Annotated in this window: 22 protein-coding genes; 11 read left to right on the plus strand and 11 right to left on the minus strand. The window is 74.5% G+C overall.

Going from position 1 to position 20034, the window contains the following annotated elements; all coding sequences use genetic code 11:
- Positions 1–117 precede the first annotated feature (117 nt).
- The 3 genes from ACWEQL_RS15930 to ACWEQL_RS15940 all read right to left on the minus strand — a co-directional run bounded on the left by ACWEQL_RS15930 (position 118) and on the right by ACWEQL_RS15940 (position 4154).
- The gene (locus ACWEQL_RS15930; protein ID WP_452150841.1) at positions 118–1377 is read right to left on the minus strand and encodes a DUF5667 domain-containing protein; all 1260 of its coding nucleotides are present in this window, start codon (positions 1375–1377) and stop codon (positions 118–120) included.
- A 268-nt stretch (positions 1378–1645) separates the two neighbouring features.
- Positions 1646–2437, minus strand: coding sequence for an ECF subfamily RNA polymerase sigma factor, BldN family (locus ACWEQL_RS15935; protein WP_452150893.1), 792 nt, complete (start codon positions 2435–2437; stop codon positions 1646–1648).
- 634 nt (positions 2438–3071) lie between these two features.
- A complete protein-coding gene (locus ACWEQL_RS15940) occupies positions 3072–4154 on the minus strand; it encodes an HAD family hydrolase (protein WP_452150842.1) in 1083 nt (360 codons plus the stop codon).
- 185 nt (positions 4155–4339) lie between these two features.
- Between ACWEQL_RS15940 and ACWEQL_RS15945 the strand changes: the two genes are divergently transcribed.
- The 7 genes from ACWEQL_RS15945 (at position 4340) to hemB (ending at position 11749) form a co-directional block, all read left to right on the plus strand.
- The gene (locus ACWEQL_RS15945) at positions 4340–4624 is read left to right on the plus strand and encodes a glutaredoxin family protein (protein WP_452150843.1); all 285 of its coding nucleotides are present in this window, start codon (positions 4340–4342) and stop codon (positions 4622–4624) included.
- Between the two features lie 210 nt (positions 4625–4834).
- Positions 4835–5584 (plus strand): 3'-5' exonuclease, encoded by a 750-nt coding sequence (locus ACWEQL_RS15950; RefSeq protein WP_452150844.1) that lies wholly within the window; start codon positions 4835–4837, stop codon positions 5582–5584.
- Positions 5585–5685: 101 nt separating this feature from the next.
- Positions 5686–6576, plus strand: a complete 891-nt coding sequence (locus ACWEQL_RS15955) for a redox-sensing transcriptional repressor Rex (RefSeq protein ID WP_452150845.1) — start codon at positions 5686–5688, stop codon at positions 6574–6576.
- Positions 6577–6607: 31 nt separating this feature from the next.
- A complete protein-coding gene (locus ACWEQL_RS15960; protein WP_452150846.1) occupies positions 6608–7954 on the plus strand; it encodes a glutamyl-tRNA reductase in 1347 nt (448 codons plus the stop codon).
- A 41-nt stretch (positions 7955–7995) separates the two neighbouring features.
- On the plus strand, positions 7996–9006 hold the full coding sequence (hemC, locus tag ACWEQL_RS15965; RefSeq protein ID WP_452150847.1) for a hydroxymethylbilane synthase: 1011 nt from the start codon (positions 7996–7998) through the stop codon (positions 9004–9006).
- Positions 9003–10673: a uroporphyrinogen-III synthase gene (locus tag ACWEQL_RS15970; protein ID WP_452150848.1), complete on the plus strand. Its 1671-nt coding sequence runs from the start codon at positions 9003–9005 to the stop codon at positions 10671–10673. The genes hemC and ACWEQL_RS15970 overlap by 4 nt, the downstream gene beginning before the upstream one ends.
- Before the next feature lie 95 nt (positions 10674–10768).
- A complete protein-coding gene (gene hemB, locus ACWEQL_RS15975) occupies positions 10769–11749 on the plus strand; it encodes a porphobilinogen synthase (RefSeq protein ID WP_452150849.1) in 981 nt (326 codons plus the stop codon).
- An 82-nt stretch (positions 11750–11831) separates the two neighbouring features.
- Here the strand turns inward: hemB and ACWEQL_RS15980 are convergent, their stop codons facing one another.
- From ACWEQL_RS15980 to ACWEQL_RS15990, 3 genes are all read right to left on the minus strand, one after another.
- The gene (locus tag ACWEQL_RS15980; RefSeq protein ID WP_452150850.1) at positions 11832–12089 is read right to left on the minus strand and encodes a hypothetical protein; all 258 of its coding nucleotides are present in this window, start codon (positions 12087–12089) and stop codon (positions 11832–11834) included.
- Positions 12090–12324: 235 nt separating this feature from the next.
- Complete coding sequence (locus ACWEQL_RS15985; RefSeq protein WP_452150851.1) at positions 12325–12669, minus strand: rodlet layer protein; 345 nt, start codon at positions 12667–12669, stop codon at positions 12325–12327.
- Between the two features lie 78 nt (positions 12670–12747).
- Complete coding sequence (locus ACWEQL_RS15990) at positions 12748–13092, minus strand: rodlet layer protein (RefSeq protein ID WP_452150852.1); 345 nt, start codon at positions 13090–13092, stop codon at positions 12748–12750.
- A gap of 325 nt (positions 13093–13417) precedes the next feature.
- Here ACWEQL_RS15990 and ACWEQL_RS15995 point away from each other — a divergent pair, with 325 nt between their 5' ends.
- A complete protein-coding gene (locus ACWEQL_RS15995) occupies positions 13418–14068 on the plus strand; it encodes a hypothetical protein (protein ID WP_452150853.1) in 651 nt (216 codons plus the stop codon).
- Positions 14069–14234: 166 nt separating this feature from the next.
- On the opposite strand, the gene ACWEQL_RS16000 is transcribed toward ACWEQL_RS15995, so the two are convergent.
- From ACWEQL_RS16000 to ACWEQL_RS16015, 4 genes are all read right to left on the minus strand, one after another.
- Positions 14235–14654: a hypothetical protein gene (locus tag ACWEQL_RS16000; protein WP_452150854.1), complete on the minus strand. Its 420-nt coding sequence runs from the start codon at positions 14652–14654 to the stop codon at positions 14235–14237.
- A 125-nt stretch (positions 14655–14779) separates the two neighbouring features.
- Positions 14780–15055, minus strand: a complete 276-nt coding sequence (locus ACWEQL_RS16005; RefSeq protein ID WP_452150855.1) for a chaplin — start codon at positions 15053–15055, stop codon at positions 14780–14782.
- 112 nt (positions 15056–15167) lie between these two features.
- Positions 15168–15410, minus strand: coding sequence for a chaplin (locus ACWEQL_RS16010; RefSeq protein ID WP_452150856.1), 243 nt, complete (start codon positions 15408–15410; stop codon positions 15168–15170).
- Positions 15411–15725: 315 nt separating this feature from the next.
- Positions 15726–15977 carry a chaplin gene (locus ACWEQL_RS16015; protein ID WP_452150857.1) on the minus strand — a complete coding sequence of 84 codons (252 nt, stop codon included), beginning with the start codon at positions 15975–15977 and terminating at the stop codon, positions 15726–15728.
- A gap of 240 nt (positions 15978–16217) precedes the next feature.
- On the opposite strand from ACWEQL_RS16015, the gene ACWEQL_RS16020 reads away from it, so the two are divergent.
- Positions 16218–16457 carry a chaplin gene (locus ACWEQL_RS16020; RefSeq protein WP_452150858.1) on the plus strand — a complete coding sequence of 80 codons (240 nt, stop codon included), beginning with the start codon at positions 16218–16220 and terminating at the stop codon, positions 16455–16457.
- A gap of 95 nt (positions 16458–16552) precedes the next feature.
- Here ACWEQL_RS16020 and ACWEQL_RS16025 read toward each other — a convergent pair whose 3' ends face one another.
- Positions 16553–17146 carry a DUF4291 domain-containing protein gene (locus tag ACWEQL_RS16025; RefSeq protein ID WP_452150859.1) on the minus strand — a complete coding sequence of 198 codons (594 nt, stop codon included), beginning with the start codon at positions 17144–17146 and terminating at the stop codon, positions 16553–16555.
- 151 nt (positions 17147–17297) lie between these two features.
- Between ACWEQL_RS16025 and ACWEQL_RS16030 the strand changes: the two genes are divergently transcribed.
- Both ACWEQL_RS16030 and ACWEQL_RS16035 read left to right on the plus strand, forming a co-directional pair.
- Positions 17298–18671, plus strand: a complete 1374-nt coding sequence (locus ACWEQL_RS16030; protein WP_452150860.1) for an ATP-grasp domain-containing protein — start codon at positions 17298–17300, stop codon at positions 18669–18671.
- A gap of 94 nt (positions 18672–18765) precedes the next feature.
- On the plus strand, positions 18766–20019 hold the full coding sequence (locus ACWEQL_RS16035; RefSeq protein ID WP_452150861.1) for a hypothetical protein: 1254 nt from the start codon (positions 18766–18768) through the stop codon (positions 20017–20019).
- Positions 20020–20034: the final 15 nt, after the last annotated feature.

Genomic DNA, 20034 nt, shown 5'->3' on the forward strand with positions numbered 1-20034 from the left:
CCTGGCGGGGCGGCCAGGGCGGTGCCGGGGCTTCGGCCGGCATCGAGGGCCCGACCCGACTCGCAGCGAGTCGGGCCTCCCGTGGTCGTTCCGGGCCGTCGGCCCCGTCGGCCGCCGTCAGCCGCCCAGGATCCGCAGCCCCGGCAGCAGGCCGGGGATGAGCGGGGGCAGGTCCATGCCCTGCTGGGCGTCGGCCGTGGCGCTCGGTGAGACGGACGGCTGGGGCGCCTGGTCCGGGGCCGGGGCCGGGACCGGCGAGGACTGGCCGCCGGTGAGCCCGTTGGTGAGGCCGTTGACCAGCCCGCCGACCGGGTTGGCCGGGTTGCTGGGCGCGCCGCTCGGTGCCGCGCCGGGCGTGCCGGCCCCGGCGGTCGGCGCCTGACCGGCGCCGCCGGGCTTGCCGTTGCCGCCGTTCGCCGCCCCCGGGACGCCCTGGGGCGCTCCGGCGCCCGGCCGGGGCTGCCCGGCCTGGCCGTCGGCGGGGTCGGGGGCCGCGGGGCCGTTCGCGCCGCCCGACCCGCCGCCGGCCGGGGTGCCGCCCTTGGCGTGCGGCTCGACCAGGCGCAGGGGCGCGACGTCCTCGCTTATGTCGTCGAAGAGCTGGTCCACCAGGTGGGCCTGCTGGGTGAGTTGGACGGGCAGCTGGCGCTGCAGGTCGGTCCAGTCGTCCTCGTCCTGGGCGAAACCGGCCAGCGCGCGCATCGGTTCGAGCGAGCCGTTGCTGCGGTAGACCGAGCGCAGCAGCTCCCGGCCCTTGAGGGCCTCGGTGTGCATGTCGTCGAGGGCCCGGCGGACCTGCTCGACCGTGGCCGGGCTGAGCGATGTGCTCGGACCGGCGCGTCCCATCAGGCTCTTGGCCTCGCCGAGCCGGGTGGAGGCGTGGTCCAGCAGCAGCTCGCCGCGTTCGCTGTCGGAGTCCGCGAGGGTCAGCCTGAGCTCTTCGAGGCCGCGCTTCATGCCGTACAGCGTGTCCCCGGGCAGGGCGTTGCCGCTGGCGGCCGCGACCCCGGCGAAGCTGCCGACGGCGAGTCCGGCGACCAGGCCGCCGACCGCGAACCGGCGGCTCCAGCGGCCGCGGGGGGCCGCGCGCAGGCCGCGGTGCCGGCGTTGCCGGGGCACCGTGGCGCCCGGTCCGCCGGCGAAGGCCTGCTCGAACGCGGCCATCAGCTGGGCGCGTTGGACCGTTCTGACGTCGTGGTCCAGCTCCGGTGCGGGCAGTGCCCCGAGTGAGTCCGCCACACCGATCAGCCCGGACATCGCGGCCGAGGCCGCTCCGGTGGGCGCGGTGGTGGCGGCGCCGCGTTGCTCTGACTGGTGGGCCTCCAGCGCCTCGGCGAAGGCCTTCGCCCGCCGGTGCTCCAGCACGTTTGCCGTCACGGGCCACACCTCCCTTCGTCGTTGTCGACACCTCGGCCCGCGGGACGGTTGCCCCGGCGGACCAAAGCCACTCCATCGGGTGAGAGGTCGCAATTCGACTTGACCGTACGCCTGGTGGAGGCTTGCACGCTGGCCAACGAGTGGTGCGGGCGGTCGGTTACGCACGGCTGATCATCGGACCGACCGTTCACCCGGACGTGTCGGCCCGGCACCGGCGGTGACGGCCGGCCCGGCACCGCCCCCGGTATCCCCCCGCTCATCGGCCCGTTCACCGCGCGTCGGGCGGCAGCAGCCGGGCCAGCGTCCGTACGGCCCGGTACTGGAGGGTCTTGATGGCGCCCTCGTTCTTGCCCATGATCCGGGCGGTCTCGGCCACCGAAAGCCCCTGGAGGAAGCGGAGCGTGACGCACTCCTGCTGCTGAGGGTTGAGCCGGTGGACGGCCTCCAGCAGCGCGGCGTTGGAGAGCGACTCCAGGACGGAGTCCTCGGGGCTGCGCTCGCACTCGTTGGAGTCGAGCATCTCGCCGGTGGTGACCTCCAGCCGGAACCGGCTGGACTTGAAGTGGTCGGCGACCAGGTTGCGCGCGATGGTGACCAGCCAGGCACCGAAGTCCCGGCCCTGCCAGGTGAAGGTGCCGATCCGGCGCAGCGCGCGCAGGAAGGTCTCGCTGGTGAGGTCCTCGGCGGTGGCCCGGCTGCCGACCCGGTAGTAGATGTAGCGGTAGACGGTGTCCGCGTAGTGGTCGTAGAGGCTGCCGAAGGCCTCGCTCTCGCCGGCCTGGGCCCGCTCGACCAGCTCCATGATCGGGTTGTGCTCGGTCTCGGTCCCGGGGCCGGCGGCCGTCCGGGAGCGGCTGCGGCCGCCGACGGTGGTGGTGCGTCCGCGCGAGCCGGTGCCGCTGCCGGCGCTGGTGGCGGTCGAGCGCAGGGCGGTGCCCGGCGGGCCGTACCCGAGCGGGCCGCCGACGGGCACCGGTCGGGGGCCGATGACGGCGAGCTGCCCGACGGCCGACTGCCCGACGGCGAGCTGGCTGCGGAGCAGGCTGCGCAGCAGGTCCAGGCCGGTGGAGATCTGCCGGGCGGAGGCCGGGCGGCCGCGGAGGCCGGTGCGGGAGCGCAGGGGCGCGGACGACGGGCGGGAGGGAGCAGGCGCGTCGTTCCGGACGGGTGGGTACACGGGACTCCCAGAGGCAGAACTGTGGACGGATCACCTCCGCCTGCGCGGAGAGCACGCCCGTCGGACCCCGGCCGGCGGGGACGCCTGATGGGCGTGCATCCAGGAGAGAATAACGCTTTGTGCAATGACAGCTACACCGTGTGGTCGAAGTGGTCGTTTGAGATCCGCATGGCGCGCATTTTCAGCTGATACTGACCGAACATGTCATCGATCATCCGGCCCAACGTGACCGTTCCGGAGCGGTGAGTGACCAATTCAAGGGCGGGGCGGACGGTTTCCCTGTCTTGGGGCCTGGCAACCCCTGACTTTCCCGGCTTGCCGAACGATCAGAACCGGTCAGCGGCTTGCGCGTTCGCAACCGCGGACTGGACCACCCGGTGCGGGGCGGCGGTTCGCCCGTACGAGGTCCCTGCTCAGCGGCCCGGTTGACGGACCGTCACTCCTGCGGGGAGGTCCGCCGGGGCCGCGTCGGGGCTATGCCGGGGGGGCGCATCGGGGCCGCGTCGGGGGCCGGGGCTCAGGGCCGGTGGCGGCGACGCAGCGCCACCGTGGCGGCCGCGGCGCCCGCGGCCACGCCGAGCCCGGCCGCCGCCGGGACGCCCACCCGGGCCGCCTTGCGCCCGGTGCGGAAGTCGCGCACCCGCCAGCCCATCGCCCGGGCGTGCCGGCGCAGCGCGCCGTCCGGGTTCACCACGTACGGATGGCCGACCAGGGAGAGCATCGGGATGTCGTTGGCGGAGTCGCTGTAGGCCGCGCAGCGGTCGAGGTCGAGCCGTTCGCGGCGGGCGAGGGAGCCGACGGCGGCGGCCTTGGCGGGGCCGTGCAGCAGGTCGCCGACCAGCCGGCCGGTGTAGTGGCCGTCGCGGGCCTCGGCGACGGTGCCGAGCGCGCCGGTCATGCCGAGCCGGCGGGCGATGATCCTGGCCACCTCCAGCGGGGCGGCGGTGACCAGCCAGACGCGCTGGCCGGCGTCCAGGTGCATCTGGACCAGGGCGCGGGTGCCGGGCCAGATCTTGTCGGTGATGACGTCCTCGAAGATCTCCTCGCAGATCGCCTCCAGGTCGGCGGTCGGCTTGCCGGCGACCAGGCCGAGGGCGGTGTGCTGGGCGTCGGCCATGTGGTCCGGGTCCTCGGTGCCGTTGAGCCGGAACCAGGCCTGCTGCCAGGCGAAGCGGGCGATGTCGCGGCGGGTGAGGAAGCCGCGGCGGTAGAGGCCGACGCCGAGGTAGAAGATCGCGGCGCCGCGCAGGATGGTGTTGTCGCAGTCGAAGAAGGCGGCGGCGCGGGGGTCGTCCGGCTCGGGGACGTGGTTCTCGGCGGGCGCCTTGGGCGGCTTGCCGGTGCGCGCCGCGTCGGCGAGGGTCCCGTCACCGCGGTCCTCGCCGGAGCGGTCCCCGGCGGTGCGGTCCCCGGCCGGGTGCGCCTCGGTGATGACGGCCCCGCCCGTGCGCGCCCCCTCGGCGGGCTCCGCCGCGCGGGCCTGCGGCGGCGGGGTGTCGCGCAGGGCGGCCTCCGCCGCCTCGGCGGCGGCCTCGCCGGCCAGGGCGGTCCGCTCGGTGGTGGAACGCCTTGCCTTGAGGAGCCTTCGGAGCACGGCCATGGCCATGAGCATAGCCAGGCTGACCTGCGACGTCCGTGACGGCCGCGTGTCGGACGGGTGGACGGTCGGTGGCCGCGGCACGGCCCCGGGGGAGCCGCCGAGGGGCTGCCGGGGAGCCGCCGAGGGGTCACCGAGGGGCCGGGCCCGCGCCCGGCCGTGCCGTAAGGCTGGCGCACAATGGCGGGGTGAGCCCTCTGCTGCGACGTGACAAGACCCCGAGCCCGAAGCCGTCCGACCGCACCGTGACGCTGGTCGGCAAGCCGGGCTGCCACCTGTGCGACGACGCCCGGGAGGTGATCGTCCGGGTGACCGGCGAGCTGGGCGCGGCGTTCGAGGAGAAGGACATCACCCAGGACGAGGAGCTGTACCGGCTGTACTGGGAGCAGATCCCGGTGACCCTGGTCGACGGCCGGCAGCACGACTTCTGGCGGGTGGACGAGAACCGCCTGCGCAAGGCCCTCGGCGCCTGAGCACCCGCCTGAGCGCCGGCCCGAACGCCGGCCCGGAGCGTGTTCCCTCCCGTCACCCCCACCTCTTGCGCCACCCCCGCCGAACGGCGGGGGCCGTCGCCGAATCGTTGCGAAGAATCCCGGCGCAGGGCATGGGGCGGCCCCCTTTGATCGGCTTACGATCGAACCCGTTTGCGCCCATGGGGGGCTGAGCACGCGAGGAGTGCCGCCATGCTTCCCGGCCCGGTCCCAGGGATGTCCGCCGCCCCGGCGGCCTCCGGGGGTTTCGCCGTGGTGGACGTCGAGGCGAGCGGCCGCAGCCCCTGGCGGCACCGGGTGGTCGAGATCGCGGTGGTGCTGCTGGACGCGCGGCTGCGGCCGGAGGGCGAGTTCTGCACGCTGCTGGACCCGCTGGGCCCGGTCGGCCCGACCCATGTGCACCGGATAGCGCAGGAGGACGTCGAGGGCGCCCCGCGCTTCCGGGAGATCGCGCCGCAGCTGCTGGAGCTGCTGGCCGGCCGGGTGCTGGTGGGGCACCACGTGACCTGTGACCACGCCTTTCTCCATCGCGAGTTCGCCCGGATCGGGGTGCCGCTGCCGCCCGTCCCGCTGCTGTGCACGATGCGCCTGGCCCGGACGTACCTGCCGCAGGCCGGCGGGTTCGGCCTGGCGGCCTGCGTGGCGGCGGCGGGTCTGGACGGCTTCGCGGCGCACACCGCGCTGGGTGACGCCCGGGCGACCGCCGAGCTGCTGCGGCACTGCGCGGGCCGGGAGCGGCCGGCGCCGCACGCGGACTGGGCCGGGCCGCTCGGGGAGGCGGCCCGGGTGCCCTGGCCGAGGCTGGGCGAGGGCCGCCCGCGGCCCACCGGGCTGCCGGTGCGGCTGGTCCGCCGGGAGGTCCCGTTCGGGCCGTGGACGCCGGGCGTCGAGGCCCCGGCGACGGCGCGGGAGGAGAGCGGTGCTATGGGGTCGACGGCGTGATGCGCATCACTGTTCATGGACAAATCGGACACCATCTTTGTGCACACGTTCACAAACGCATAGCCTGGCTGCCTAAGCCCAGCTTCACCCACAGGAGCACCGTGGCAATCGGCCGATCACCACAGAGCAGTTCGCAGGCGCCCGACCAGGGCGCCGCGCGCCGACCCTCGCGTGCCCGGGGCATCCCGGAGGCGACCGTCGCCCGGCTCCCGCTGTACCTGCGGGCGCTCACCGCGCTCTCCGAGCGTTCGGTACCCACCGTCTCCTCCGAGGAGCTGGCCGCCGCGGCCGGCGTGAACTCCGCCAAGCTCCGCAAGGACTTCTCCTACCTCGGTTCGTACGGCACCCGCGGCGTCGGCTACGACGTCGAGTACCTCGTCTACCAGATCTCCCGCGAGCTCGGCCTGACCCAGGACTGGCCGGTCGTCATCGTGGGCATCGGGAACCTGGGCCACGCGCTCGCCAACTACGGCGGGTTCGCCTCCCGGGGGTTCCGGGTGGCCGCCCTGCTGGACGCCGACCCGGCCGTGGTCGGCACCAGCGCGGCCGGCCTGCCGGTGCGCCACATGGACGAGCTGGAGGCGATCGTGGAGAGCCAGCACGTCTCCATCGGCGTCATCACCACCCCGCCCGGTGCCGCCCAGCAGGTCTGCGACCGGCTGGTCGAGGCCGGCGTCACCAGCATCCTCAACTTCGCCCCGACCGTGCTGACCGTCCCGGACGGCGTGGACGTGCGCAAGGTCGACCTCTCCATAGAGCTCCAGATCCTCGCGTTCCACGAGCAGCGCAAGGCCGGCGAGGAGCCCACCCCCGGCGACTCCGTGCTCGACCGCGCCCCCGGCCCGGTCCGGGCGGCGGCGGCCAAGCTGCGCCGGGCCACCGGCGGCGGCAAGGGCCGCGCGGCCGAGCCGGGCAAGGCCGAGGCCGAGACGGCCAAGGGCAAGCCGGCCAAGGGCAGCGAGGGCGACCTCTCCGCGGTGATGCCGGCGTGAGTACCGACAACCGTGGCACCTGGGGGCGGGCATGAGCCTTCTCGTCGTAGGACTGAGCCATCGCACCGCGCCGGTCGGCGTGCTGGAGCGCGCCGCGCTGACCGGCGAGGTGCCCACGCGCCTGCTGCACGACGCCGCCGCGAGCGCGACGGTGGCCGAGGCCGCCCTGCTCAACACCTGCAACCGGATCGAGCTGTACGCGGACGTGGACAAGTTCCACGCCGGCGTCGCCGAGCTGTCGCTGCTGCTCGCCCACCACAGCGGGGTGGACCTGGAGGAGCTGACCGCGCACCTCTACGTCCACTACGAGGACCGCGCCGTCCACCACCTCTTCTCGGTGGCCTGCGGCCTGGACTCGATGGTGGTCGGCGAGGGCCAGATCCTCGGCCAGCTGCGCGACGCGCTGGCCCGGGCCCAGGACGAGCACACCGCCGGCCGCGGCCTGAACGAGCTGTTCCAGCAGGCCCTGCGGGTCGGCAAGCGTGCGCACAGCGAGACCGGCATCGACAAGGCCGGCCAGTCGCTGGTGACCTTCGGGTTGGAGCGGCTCGCTGCCGGAATGGGCGACGGCACGGGCGACATCGCCGGCAAGCGGGCCCTGGTGGTCGGCGCCGGCTCGATGAGCTCGCTGGCCGCCGCGACCCTGGTCCGCGCCGGGGTGGCCGAGCTGCTGGTCGCCAACCGCACGCCCGAGCGCGCCGAGCGGCTGGTCGAGATCCTCGGCACGCCCACGGCCCGTACGGTCGCGCTGGCCGAGGTGCCGAAGGCGCTGGCCGGGGTCGACCTGGTGATCTCCTGCACCGGCGCGGCCGGCGCGGTGATCGCCGCCGAGGACGTGGCCGCCGCCGTGGCCGCCCGCGGACCGGTCACCGCCGCGGCCCGCGGCCCGCTCGCCTTCCTCGACCTGGCCATGCCCAGGGACGTCGACCACGAGGTGCACGGGATCCCCGGCGCCCTGCTGGTCGACCTGGAGAGCCTCTCGCACGCCCACGCCGCCACCCCCGGCGCCGGGGACGTGGACGCCGTCACCGGCATCGTGGCCGAGGAGGTCACCGCCTTCGGCGCCGCCCAGCGGGCCGCCCGGATCGCGCCGACCGTGGTCGCGCTGCGGGCGATGGCCTCCGAGGTGGTCGCCGCCGAGCTGGGCCGCCTGGACTCCCGGCTGCCCGACCTGGACGAGCGCTCCCGCGCGGAGATCACCCAGACCGTCCGCCGGGTCGTCGACAAGCTGCTGCACGCGCCGACCGTGCGGGTGAAGCAGCTGGCCGCCGAGCCGGGCGGCGCGTCCTACGCGGACGCGCTGCGCGAGCTCTTCGACCTCGATCCGGCGGCCGTGCACGCCGTGTCCGGCACCCCCGTCGGCGGAGGCGCCAGATGAACCGTCAGCCATCCCACGAGTACCACCGGGACGATCACCTCATGAATGGTCAACCGTTCACCGACCAGGCCGGGGCGGACACCACGCCGCTGCGGCTCGGCACCCGGCGCAGCGCGCTCGCCATGGCCCAGTCGGGCATGGTCGCGCGCGAGGTGACCAGGGTCACCGGACGCCCCGTCGAGCTGGTGGAGATCACCACGTACGGCGACACCTCACGCGAGGCGCTGGCCCAGATCGGCGGCACCGGCGTGTTCGTCTCGGCCCTGCGCGACGCGCTGCTGGAGGGCCGGATCGACTTCGCCGTGCACTCGCTCAAGGACCTGCCCACCGCCGAGCCCGCGGGCCTGGTGCTGGCGGCCGTCCCGGAGCGCGAGGACTCCCGCGACGCCCTGGTGGCGCGCGAGGGCCTGGGCCTGGACGAGCTGGTGGAGAAGCTGGCCGGGGCCGGGCGAACCGCCCGGATAGGCACCGGCTCACCGCGCCGGATGGCGCAGCTGAACGCCTGGGCGGCGGCCCGGGGCACCACGCTGGAGACCGTGGCGATCCGCGGCAACGTGGACACCCGGATCGGCTTCGTCGCCTCCGGCGAGCTGGACGCGGTCGTGCTGGCCACGGCCGGCCTGAACCGTCTCGGCCGCGGCGCCGAGATCACCGAGCACCTGGGCGCGGAGCTGATGCTCCCGGCCCCCGGCCAGGGCGCCCTCGCGGTCGAGTGCACCACGGCGAACACCGGGCTCACCGCCGCCCTGTCGGCCCTGGACCACCTCCCCACCCGGGTCGCGGTGGCCGCCGAGCGCGCCCTGCTGGCCACCCTGGAGGCCGGCTGCTCCGCGCCGGTCGCCGCGCTGGCCACCTGGGGCCACCGATCCGAACTGCGGCTGGAGGGCGTGGTCGGCACCGTCGACGGCGCCACCCTGCTGAAGATGTCCGCCAACGGTCCGATCGTCCTCGACGAGACCGCCGTCCGGCAGGCGTCGGCCCTCGGCCACGCCCTCGCCGCCCGGCTGCTCGACGCGGGCGCGGCCGCCCTCATGGGGGAGCGAGCCCGATGAGCCCCACCACCGCCACCGACAGTCCGTTCCCGGCGGACAGCCCGTTCGGTCCCGGACCGGCGCCCGAGGGCCGCTGCACCTTCCTGGGCGCGGGTCCCGGTGACCCGGGCCTGCTGACCCTGCGCGCGGTCGAGGTGCTGGCCACGGCCGACATCCTGGTCGCCGACCCGCTGACCGCCGCCGCCGTGCGCAGCCACTGTCCGGCCGGTGTGCAGGTGCACACCCCGGGTGCGGCGGGCGCGGAGGCCTTCGACCTGGTCAAGCTGGTCGCCGAGGCGGTCCGCGCGGGCAAGCAGGTGGTCCGCACCGTGGACGGCGACCCCGGCCTGGACGGCTGCGCGGCCGAGGAGATGCTCGGCTGCGCGGGCGACGGCATCCCGTTCGAGGTGATCCCGGGCGTGGCCCAGTCGGTCGGCGTGCCGGCGTACGCGGGTGTCCCGCTGCGCGCGGGCAGCGGCACCGACGTGCGGTTCGTGGACGGCGCCGCGCTGCTGGCCGGCTCCCCGGTGGACCTGGGCGCGGACGGCACCACCCTGGTGGTGCGCACCACGCTGGGCCAGCTGCCGGCCACCGCCAACGCGCTGGTGTCCAACGGCCGCAAGCCCGAGTCGGCGCTGAGCGCCACCCTGTCGGGCACCACCACCCGTCAGCGCACCTTCACCGCGACCCTGGCGACCATCGCCGCGGACCTCAAGGCGGCCCGGGTGCTGCCCTCGCCGGTCTCCGCCCCGGTGGACCCCGCGACCTCGGTGATAGCCGTGGTGGGCGAGCAGGTCGCCCGCCGCTCCTCGCACTCCTGGTTCGAGACCAAGCCGCTGTTCGGCTGGAACGTGCTGGTGCCGCGCACCAAGGAGCAGGCCACCGGCCTGTCCGAGCAGCTGCGCTCGTACGGCGCGGTGCCGCAGGAGGTGCCGACCATCGCGGTCGAGCCGCCGCGCACCCCGCAGCAGATGGAGCGGGCGATCAAGGGCCTGGTCACCGGCCGCTACGAGTGGATCGCCTTCACCTCGGTGAACGCGGTGCGGGCCGTGCGCGAGAAGTTCGAGGAGTACGGGCTGGACGCGCGGGCGTTCGCCGGCATCAAGGTGGCGGCGGTCGGCGAGACCACCGCGCAGGCGCTGGTGGACTTCGGCGTGAAGCCGGACCTCGTGCCCTCCGGCGAGCAGTCCGCGGCCGGGCTGCTGGAGGACTGGCCGCCGTACGACCCGGTGTTCGACCCGATCGACCGGGTGCTGCTGCCGCGTGCGGACATCGCCACCGAGACCCTGGTGGCCGGCCTGGTCGAGCTGGGCTGGGAGGTCGACGACGTGACGGCGTACCGGACGGTGCGCGCCTCTCCGCCGCCGGCCGAGACCCGTGAGGCGATCAAGGGCGGCGGTTTCGACGCGGTGCTCTTCACCTCGTCCTCGACCGTGCGCAACCTGGTCGGCATCGCCGGCAAGCCGCACAACGTCACGGTGATCGCCTGCATCGGCCCGGCGACCGCCAAGACCGCCGAGGAGCACGGCCTGCGGGTCGACGTGATGGCCCCGGCGCCGTCGGCGGCCGCGCTGGCCCAGGCGCTGGCAGACTTCGGTGCCAAGCGCCGGGACACCGCCACGGCCGCGGGCGAGCCGGTCTACCGGCCCAGCGAGCGCCGTCCGGGCTCGCGGCGCAAGGCCCGCTGAGACACCCCGGGCCCTGGGGCCCTAGGGGCCCGGTCCGGACCGGGGGCGGCGATCCGTCGCCCCCGGAGCCGTACAACCGTTCGGAGAGAGAAGCCGTGTCCGCTGAATTCCCGTACGTCCGCCCCCGCCGGCTGCGCTCGACCCCGGCGATGCGCCGGCTGGTCGCGGAGACCCGGCTGCACCCGGCCGAGCTGATCCTGCCGCTGTTCGTCCGCGAGGGCGTGAGCGAGCCGGTGCCGGTCTCCTCCATGCCGGGCGTGGTCCAGCACACCCGGGACACCCTGCGCAAGGCCGCCGTGGAGGCGGCCGAGGCGGGCCTGGGCGGCGTGATGCTCTTCGGCGTCCCCGAGGTGCAGGACGCCACCGGCAGCGAGGGCACCAACCCGGACGGCATCCTGCAGCAGGCCATCCGCGACGTGGTCGGCGAGGTCGGCGACGCGCTGGTGGTCATGTCGGACCTCTGCCTGGACGAGTACACCGATCACGGCCACTGCGGGGTGCTGGCCGCCGACGGCAGCGTGGACAACGACGCGACGCTGGAGCGCTACGCCGAGATGGCCCGGGTGCAGGCCGACGCCGGCGTCCACCTGGTCGGCCCGTCCGGGATGATGGACGGCCAGATCGGCGTGGTCCGCCGGGCGCTGGACGAGGCCGGGCACCAGGACGTGGGCATCCTCGCCTACACCGCCAAGTACGCCTCGGCCTTCTACGGCCCGTTCCGGGAGGCGGTCGGCTCCTCGCTGAAGGGCGACCGCAAGTCCTACCAGCAGGACCCGGCGAACGCCCGGGAGTCGCTGCGCGAGCTCCAGCAGGACGTCGCCGAGGGCGCCGACCTGGTGATGGTCAAGCCCGCGATGGCGTACCTGGACATCCTGCGCCAGGTCGCCGACGCCTCGCCGGTGCCGGTGGCGGCGTACCAGGTGTCCGGTGAGTACGCGATGGTCGAGGCGGCCGCCGCCAACGGCTGGATCGACCGCGACCGCATGATCATGGAGACCCTGACCTCGATCCGCCGGGCCGGGGCCGGGCAGATCCTCACCTACTGGGCGCTGGAGGCCGCGGCCGCGCTGCGCTGACCGCCGCCGGACCCTCACGGCCCGTACGCACCGGAGGCCGGACCCCCGCTCGGGGTCCGGCCTCCTGGCGTCGTACGGGGGGTCAGCCGACGTGGGCGAAGCCCTCCTGGCCACCGAGCGCGTCGGTGGAGGTCGCGGCGCCCCACTGGTGGAAGCCGGTCAGGATGTTGTCGGTGTGGGCGATGCCCCACTGCTCACCGGCCAGGAACACCGGGTCGGCCGAGGCGACGAACTCGCCGCCGCCCACCAGGCCGACGTGCGCGAACGCCGGCGTGGCGGCACCCGCCAGGGCCAGCGCGCCCGCGGCGACCAGCACGGCCTTGCCCAGCTTGTTCTTCATGGATTACGTCCTCTCTGCGGAGTCCTGCACTACACGTGATCACACGCCGCCGTCCCCGGCGCCCCTGCACGCGCCGGGGAGGCGGCCTTCCACCCGGCGGGTCCGTACGGCTACGGCCCCGCCGGGGGAGTCGGTCGCACCCGGTGCCCGGACGGCCCGGATGCCCCGGAGGGCCCGGGGGAGACATCCCCCGGGCCCTCCGGCCGGTCGTGCCCTGGATCGGTCGCCGAGGTGATCAGCCGATCAGGTGCGAGACACCCGCGTCGCCCGAGGACTGGGTGTTCTGGCCGACGTTGCAGATCTGCTTCGGGGTGCTGTTGAGGATCGGCACCTCGACCGGAACCGCGACGCCGACGACGGCGACGGCGATGTTGTGGACCTCCGGCAGGCAGACGTTGGCGTTGTCCAGGGTGTGGAAGTTCGGGCTGCCGTTGCCGTGGGTGCCGGTGGCGTTGGTGCCGCCGTTGCCCTGGACGGAGACGGCCGAGCCGTCCGAGTCGGCGATGGCCGAGGCGGAGCCCGCGGACATGGCGAGGGCGGCGGCGGCCAGGCCGGCGGCGGCGATGGACTTCTTGATCATTTCGGTTTTCCTCTCGAGGGGTGAATCGGGGAGCGATTCGGAGGGATGGTTCGGGGGTGGCGCAGACGGGGCGGAGGGTCAGCCGACGAGGTGCGAGACGCCGCCGTCGCCCTTGCTCTGGGTGCCCTGGCCCACGGAGCAGATCTGCTTGCCGCCGCTGTTGGCGACCGGCACCTCGACCGGGACGGCCACACCGAGCACCGCGACCGAGATGTTGTGGATCTCGGGCAGGCAGATGTTCGGGTTGTCCAGGAAGTGGAAGTTCGGGCTGTTGTCCCCGTGCGTACCGGTGTAGTTGGTACCGCCGTTGCCCTGGAAGGAGCCGGCGGCGCCGTCCGCGTTGCCGATGGCCGAGGCGGGGGCGGCGGTCGCGGCGAGGGCGGCCGCGGCCAGGCCGGCGGCGGCGAAGGACTTCTGGATCATGGAGAGATCCCTCTCTGAAATGCTCTTGTGTTCCCGTGCGTACGACGTCGCGTACTGCGCCCTCGCGGACGGCGCGTGCGTCGCTCGGACCCGGTCTGCGGTCACTGACATTGAGATCAAAGAATGACGAAGCGGAAGGTTACGCGGTTTCCGGAAAACTTCCGGGGAGGCTCTCCGGGTTGCCACTTTCCGGTCGGATTATTAGGCCGAATCGGTTAACCGGCGCAATCCGCGCCCGGCGTGGCTCGTTTAGGCAGATTGCTTTCGGCTGCGCCCCCGCAGCCGTCCCAGATCTCCAGTACGGACAGGCGGAACGGTGAAAAGCATGAGGTTCTCCAAGCGGGCCGGCGCGATGCTGCTGGCGGTCGGCGCGGGCGTGGTCGCCACCCAGGGGACGGCCTCGGCCGCCCAGCCCACCCCCGGTCAGGTCGGGGCCCTGGAGGAGAAGCTGGCGACCCAGCAGGTGCCGGTGGACGTCCCGCTGAGCCCGCTGGGCAGCCGGATCTCCGGCGGCGTCCCGACCTCGCTGGTGATGCCCCCGGTGCCCGCCCACACCACCGGCGACGCGCTGCTCCCGGACCGGCTGGTGCCCGCGCTCGGCACCGGCAAGGTCGGCCCGACCGCCAAGGCCGAGCTGCCGCTGCCGCTCGTCGACGACGCGGCCGACCTGGGTGAGGTGCTGGTCGACGCGCCCGCCGCGCCGCTCAAGGCCGACACCCCCGGCCTGGCCCTCGGCAAGCCGCTCGCGCTCGCCCAGGACGGCACCGGCCAGCTCGCCGGCGGCAACCTCAAGGTGGACGAGGTCGACCCGCGCCTGATCACCGGCGCGGTGCAGGCCGTCCCCGGCGCCAAGGCCACCCTCGGCAACGAGGGCGAGCGGATCTCGGTCACCGACTCGGTGGAGAACCTGGCCGCGACCGCCACCGCGACCGCCACGGCCACCACCACGGGCGCGCTCCAGCAGGCCGTGCTCTGAGCGATCCGCTGGCCTGAGCGATCCACTGCCCTGAGCGATCCACTGGCCTGAGCGATCCGATGCCGTGAGCGGCCCGTGCGGGAGCCGTCCGGTGGGCCGTACGACAGGTGAGCCCGGGGCCCGTCCAACTGGACGGGCCCCGGGCTCACCGCTGCGCGGGGCGGGCTCAGCCCGGCAGCACGCCCAGCAGCGCGCCGGCCAGGGGCAGGTCGCGCGGCCCCCCGCCGGCGCTCAGCGGGCCGGTCAGGGTGCCGGTGCCGATCGGCGGCAGGCCGGAGTTGTCCGGCTGGAGGGTGGCGCCGTTGTTCAGCACGTCGGCCGAGGAGTTGGCCCACGGGTCCAGGCGCAGGTCCTTCAGCGGCGCGATGCCGTATCCGAGGCCGCTGGTGGTGCCGCCCAGCGCCTGGTTGACGTCGGTGTGCTTCAGGTTCGCGCCGGGCAGCGGCGCCTCGGCGTGCGCCGGGCCGGCGGCGGCGCCGAGCAGCACCGCGGCGCCGAGGGCGGCGAGGGAGGCGCCGCCCACCGGGGCGAGGCGGGCCCGCCGGGGCCGGGCGTGGGTCGGGGAGTGGGGCTGCTCGGGGGCCATGCGGGAACCGTCCTTCGGGTTCGGTGGGGGAGCGGGCCGCGCCGGGCGGCGCACCCGCCACGCCGAACCGCCCCCCGGCCGGCGGGCCGAGGGGCAGTTCGATGGGGACTCGTGCCGATCGGGGATCAGCAGTCCTCCTCCTGCTTGACCGGGGGCGCCGCCTCGATGTTGGCGCAGTGGTTGCCGAACGCGGGGTTCAGCAGGCCGACCACGTTCACGGTGTTGCCGCACAGGTTGACCGGGATGTGCACCGGGACCTGGAGCTGGTTGCCCGAGACGACGCCGGGGGAGCCGGCGGCGACGCCCTCGGCGCCGGAGCTCGCCACGGCGGACCCGGCACCGGCCAGCAGCATGCTCGCCGCGGCGGCGGAGAGGACGGCGGCCTTCTTCACGTTCTGCATGGGGGTTGATCTCCTCGATCACACACGGGTGGAGCGGGCCGTACGCGGCCGGTCGGACCGCGTACGGCACGGACTCGGTGAAGCGGTGGTCGCCGGTTCAGCGACCGCCGTCTCAGCCGATGTTGGCGCAGGTGTTGCCGAACGCCGGGTTGAGGATGCTGATGACGCCGATGGAGTTGCCGCAGACGTTGACCGGGATGTGCACCGGGATCTGGATCTGGTTGCCGGAGAGCACGCCGGGGGAGCCCGCGGCGACACCCTGGGCACCGGAGCTGGCGACCGCGCCGCCGGCACCGGCGACGACCAGGCCGGCGGCGGCGATGGACAGGACGGCGGCCTTCTTGAAGTTGCGCATTGTGGTTCTTCCTCCGTTTGTCTGCCCGACGGATTATTTGAGAAGTCGGGAGTCGGGCGTTCGGATCATCGCCCGATGGTTTACGGGGTGCCGTGATTGTCACTCTGGCGGCCCAGATAGATCGTGTCGCCCGTGGCTGGGGCGCTGGCCGGCCGCCTATTCCCGCGTCCCGCGAACAATTCCCGCACGGCCGGGAACAATTCGTGCAGGGACGCGACCGGGGGCAATTCCGTACGGGGCCGGCCCGTCGCGGAGTCACCTCCCGGGAGTTTCCGGGTGCCGTCCGGCGCGGGCCGGGCGGCGTGGTGCGGCGTGTCAGGCGTTGGCGCAGGTGTTGCCGAACGCCGGGTTGAGCAGGCCGACCAGGTCGACGGTGTTGCCGCACAGGTTGACCGGGACGTGCACCGGGACCTGGACCTGGTTGCCGGAGACGACCCCGGGCGAACCGGCCGCGACACCCTCGGCCGAGGCGCCGTCGACGTGGTGGGCGGCGGCGGCACCGGCGCCGGCGACCAGCAGGGCGGCGGTGGCCGCGGTGCCGAGGACGCCGTGGGCGAGCTTGCGCATGCTGCGGACTCGATTCGTTCGGGCCGTCCGGGACGGCCTGGGTGGAGCGTGTTCCGCCAGGGAGAACGAGGCAGGGTCCGGGGGGAAACGGCCGGATCCTGTGATCACCCGAATGCCTGTCAGGCCCTCCATTGCTCCTTACGGGTGACAACCGGCGTGCCGTCGCAACCGCGCTCGGGAGGGCTCGTTGGAGATGTCGCACTCCCCGTGCATCTCTGTCGATAAGTCATGGAGGCTCGTATGAGCATCAAGAAGACGGCCGCCGTCGGCGCCGCCGTGGTAGGCATCGTCGCGGCCGGCGCCGGTTCCGCGGTCGCCAGCTCGGGTGCCGAGGGTGTCGCCGCGGGCTCCCCCGGCGTCATCTCCGGCAACCAGATCCAGGTGCCGGTGCACGTCCCGGTCAACCTGTGCGGCAACACCGTGAACGTGATCGGCCTGCTCAACCCGGCGTTCGGCAACCACTGCCTCAACGCGGGCTGATCCGCACCCGGTTCGGCCGGTGCGAGCCGCCGTCCTCCGCCTCCCTCCTGGGGCGGCAGGGCGGCGGCTCTCGCGTTGAGTGCCTTCGGGGCCGCCTACGCGTTCGCCGCCATCCCCAGCCGGGCACCGGTGGGCCCGCCCACGGGGTACGGCCGCTCCATCGGCAGCAACGAGAGGTCCCGGCTCCGCCGCACCTCCCCGGCCAACCCGGTGACATCGGTGATCGAGGTGATCCAGCCGTCCGCGTACCCCCGGGCCGCCTCGCCGCCCAGCCCCACCTGGACGGCCCGCCACGGCAGGGCCCGCAGGTGGACGTCCCGCTCCGGGTCCCACTGCACCCGCACCGCGCTGCGCCGCAGCTCCCGCCGCCAGGCCGCGCGCGACTCGTGCACCCGCCCGGTGTACGCGCTGAGCACCGCCCCGCCGAGCGCCCGGTCGAACGCCGCCCGGTCGATCTCCAGCGCCAGCACCCGCTCCTGCCCCGGCGCCCGGCCCCAGTCACTGCGGTGCATCAGCCAGAGGAAGGACGGCTTGATCCAGGTCATCCGGTCACGGTCGAAGGCGTCCGGCAGGCGTCCGGTCGCGGCGGCGGGTCCGGCGATCTCGGGTGGGAAGGCCTGGTACACCGTCAGGGTGTCGGCGGTGAAGGCCGCCCGGATCTGACGGGTGGGCGGGGGCGTGTCGGGCATGGCGCCATGTTGCGCCGGGGCGGGTCGTGGGGGCCACCGGATTCCGGGGGTCCGGGCGGCGGTCGCGAATTCTAAGGCATCGTCAGCTCCCTTGGGGTGCTGGCTGGTTGATCCGTTCGGGCGGGTCGGTGGCGCGTGGATAATCCATCGCGTGATCGCCACTCTGGAGGACGCCGAGCGCCTGCTGCGTCCGGCCGCGCACCTCGGGCTCGCCGCCCGGCCGCTGTACCTGCTGCCGTTGCTGCGGGTCGGCGCGCTGGCCGCGCTGCTCTCCTGCGAGGCGGCGGACCAGGACTGGGGCGAGCGCTTCGGGGTGGAGCTGCACGCGCTGGAGCAGCACACCGGGGACCGCGACGGAGGGCCGACCGGGGCCGGCCTGGAGGAGCTGACCGCCCGGCTGCCGGCCCTGGTCGGCCGCCGGTGGCGGGGCCGCGAGCTGCGGCTGGCCGCGTACGGCGCCCACCGGGAGCAGTGGACGGCGGCCGTGGAGGGCCTCGGGGCCCGGCTGCTGGTGCCGCCCCGGCCGGCGGACTCCGCGGTGCTCGGCGACAAGACCGCGATGCGTGAGTGGTTCGACCACCTGGGGGTGGCCACCCCGGCCAGCACGGTGGTGGCGGGCGCGCTCGACCACCGGGCGCTCGCCCGCCGGTTCGGGGCGGTGTTCGTGGCCCAGTCGCCCCGGGGCTCGGCCGGCAACGGCACCCATCTGGTGCGCTGCGCCGAGGACGCGGCGGCGCTGCCCGAACGGGAGCGCTGGCTGGTCAGCGAGTACGCCGGCGACACCGCGCTGAACGTGCACGGCTTCGTCGGCCTGGACGGGCTGCCGCAGGTGCTCCGCCCGTCCCTGCAGCTGATCGGGGTGGCGGGGACGGGCGCCGCGTTCGGCCAGTACTCGGGCTGTGACTTCGCCGCGCCCGAGCGGCTGCCCGCGCGGGCGCTGGCCCGCTGCACGGAGGCGGCCGAGCGGATCGGCTGGGGCCTGGCGGGGCTCGGCTACCGGGGCGTGTTCGGCGCCGACTTCGTGCTGCGCGGGGAGGAGGCCCTCGCGCTGGAGATCAACTGCCGGATGCAGGGCTCCACCTGGCTGCTCGGCGAGATCGAGCTGGAACGCGGGGACGGCCGGCTGCCCTCGCAGCTGCGCCACGTGCTGGAGCGGCACGGCGTGCCGACGGCGGGCAAGCCGGACCCGGGCCCGGCCCGGGGCACCCAGCTCACCGTGCGCCACCGCGGCGGGGCGGCCCGGCTGCTGCGGGGCCCGGCCGCCGGGGTGTACGAGCGGCGGGAGGGGGCGCTGGTTCGCCGGGGGAGCGGTGCGGGCCTGCTGGAGTGCGGGCCGCGGGACGTCCTGCTGGCGAACCTGCCCCCGGCGGGCGCCCTGCTGCGCCCGGGCACGGTGCTGGCCCGGCTGGTCACCCGGGTGTCGCTGACCGCTCCGGACGGCCGGACCCTGACCGAGGAGGGGCGGCTCCTGGTCGACGCGGTGCACCGGCTGCACACCTTCGGGGAGCCCGACGCGGAAGGTTGACGGAGGCCGCCCGGCCGGTGTCGTAGGCTCACCCGACAGTCGCTGCGTCCACAGACCGCGCGCGACCACGACCGGGGGCGGGAGTCCAGAGCCGATGAACACGGCAGCGAGCACGGCCAGCAGGCCGGACGCCGACGCGTCCGAGGATCAGCACGAGCGCCCCGGCCGCCGGATCGCGGCGGTGGTGGACCGCTTCGCGCCCGCGCTGGGCGCGTACGCGGTGGTCAAGGCGACCGGCCTGACCGTCTTCATGCTGCTGCTCCGGCACACCGGGGACTTCCTGAAGAAGGACCCGGGCCGCGGCGGCGGGGCCCAGCCCTGGGACGTCCTCGGCACCTGGGACGGCGTCTGGTACCAGCGGATCGCCGAGAACGGCTACGACCCGCAGCTGATCCCGCTGCACGGCTACTACCTGGCGACCCACTACGAGAACTCGGCCGCGTTCTTCCCGCTCTACCCGTGGCTGATGCGCCTGGTCTCCACGGTCACCGGCCTCGGGCCGTACGGCGCGGGCATCGCGGTGTCGGTGATCGCCTCCTTCGTCGCGGCGGCCGGGATCTACGCGGTGGCGGACCGGCTGGGCGGCTGGCGGGCGGGTGTGATCGCGGCGGCGATCTGGGGCCTGTTCCCGGGTTCGGGCGTGGAGTGGGCGGTCTACTCGGACTCGCTGTTCGTCGCGCTCTCCGCGTGGACCTGCTACGCGGTGATGACCCGCAGCTGGGTGACCGCGGGGCTGCTGGCCCTGGTCACGGGCCTGAACCGGCCGACCGCGGCCGCGGTGATCGCCGCGGTGTCCATCACGGCGCTGGTGGCACTCATCCGGCGCACGGACGGCGTCGCGCGCCCCCTGTTCGCGATGCTGATCACCCCGTGGGGCCTGCTCTGGTACGTGACCTGGGTCGGCTACCGGATGGGCGAGTGGACCGGGTACTTCACCCTCCAGCGCGGAGCCTGGAACCGCTACTTCGACTGGGGCGCCTCCACCTCCCGGACCTTCCTGGACGTGATCACCGGCCACTGGGACTTCTGGCAGTCCAACCCGGTGCCCGACCTGATCGCGGTCGCCCTGCTGCTCTCGCTGCCCGGACTGATCGTCCTGCTGGTGCGGGTGCGGCCGCCGCTGGTGCTGGTGATCTACACCGCGCTGACCGTCTTCACCGCGCTCAGCAGCAACCAGATCTTCGGCAACATCTCGCGCTACCTGCTGCCGGCCTTCCCGCTCTTCATCGGCCTGGCGTTCGCGCTGCGCCGGCTGCGGATGCCGACCCTGGTCGGGCTGTTCGCGCTGCCGGCGGTCGCCTCGGGCTGGTACGCCGGGTACGCGCTGTTCGAGCTCGGCATCCCGTAACCGGCGCCGGGCCCC

It is taken from the genome of Kitasatospora sp. NPDC004240 (assembly GCF_053603215.1).

Bases quoted from the DNA above. Each gene is read 5' to 3' on its own strand.
- ACWEQL_RS15940 (WP_452150842.1), bottom strand. From the start codon at position 4,154: ATGGCCGTGCTCCGAAGGCTCCTCAAGGCAAGGCGTTCCACCACCGAG.
- ACWEQL_RS15950 (WP_452150844.1), top strand. From the start codon at position 4,835: ATGCTTCCCGGCCCGGTCCCAGGGATGTCCGCCGCCCCGGCGGCCTCC.
- ACWEQL_RS15960 (WP_452150846.1), top strand. From the start codon at position 6,608: ATGAGCCTTCTCGTCGTAGGACTGAGCCATCGCACCGCGCCGGTCGGC.
- hemC (WP_452150847.1), top strand. From the start codon at position 7,996: ATGAATGGTCAACCGTTCACCGACCAGGCCGGGGCGGACACCACGCCG.
- ACWEQL_RS15970 (WP_452150848.1), top strand. From the start codon at position 9,003: ATGAGCCCCACCACCGCCACCGACAGTCCGTTCCCGGCGGACAGCCCG.
- ACWEQL_RS15980 (WP_452150850.1), bottom strand. From the start codon at position 12,089: ATGAAGAACAAGCTGGGCAAGGCCGTGCTGGTCGCCGCGGGCGCGCTG.
- ACWEQL_RS15985 (WP_452150851.1), bottom strand. From the start codon at position 12,669: ATGATCAAGAAGTCCATCGCCGCCGCCGGCCTGGCCGCCGCCGCCCTC.
- ACWEQL_RS15990 (WP_452150852.1), bottom strand. From the start codon at position 13,092: ATGATCCAGAAGTCCTTCGCCGCCGCCGGCCTGGCCGCGGCCGCCCTC.
- ACWEQL_RS15995 (WP_452150853.1), top strand. From the start codon at position 13,418: ATGAGGTTCTCCAAGCGGGCCGGCGCGATGCTGCTGGCGGTCGGCGCG.
- ACWEQL_RS16000 (WP_452150854.1), bottom strand. From the start codon at position 14,654: ATGGCCCCCGAGCAGCCCCACTCCCCGACCCACGCCCGGCCCCGGCGG.
- ACWEQL_RS16005 (WP_452150855.1), bottom strand. From the start codon at position 15,055: ATGCAGAACGTGAAGAAGGCCGCCGTCCTCTCCGCCGCCGCGGCGAGC.
- ACWEQL_RS16010 (WP_452150856.1), bottom strand. From the start codon at position 15,410: ATGCGCAACTTCAAGAAGGCCGCCGTCCTGTCCATCGCCGCCGCCGGC.
- ACWEQL_RS16015 (WP_452150857.1), bottom strand. From the start codon at position 15,977: ATGCGCAAGCTCGCCCACGGCGTCCTCGGCACCGCGGCCACCGCCGCC.
- ACWEQL_RS16020 (WP_452150858.1), top strand. From the start codon at position 16,218: ATGAGCATCAAGAAGACGGCCGCCGTCGGCGCCGCCGTGGTAGGCATC.
- ACWEQL_RS16025 (WP_452150859.1), bottom strand. From the start codon at position 17,146: ATGCCCGACACGCCCCCGCCCACCCGTCAGATCCGGGCGGCCTTCACC.
- ACWEQL_RS16035 (WP_452150861.1), top strand. From the start codon at position 18,766: ATGAACACGGCAGCGAGCACGGCCAGCAGGCCGGACGCCGACGCGTCC.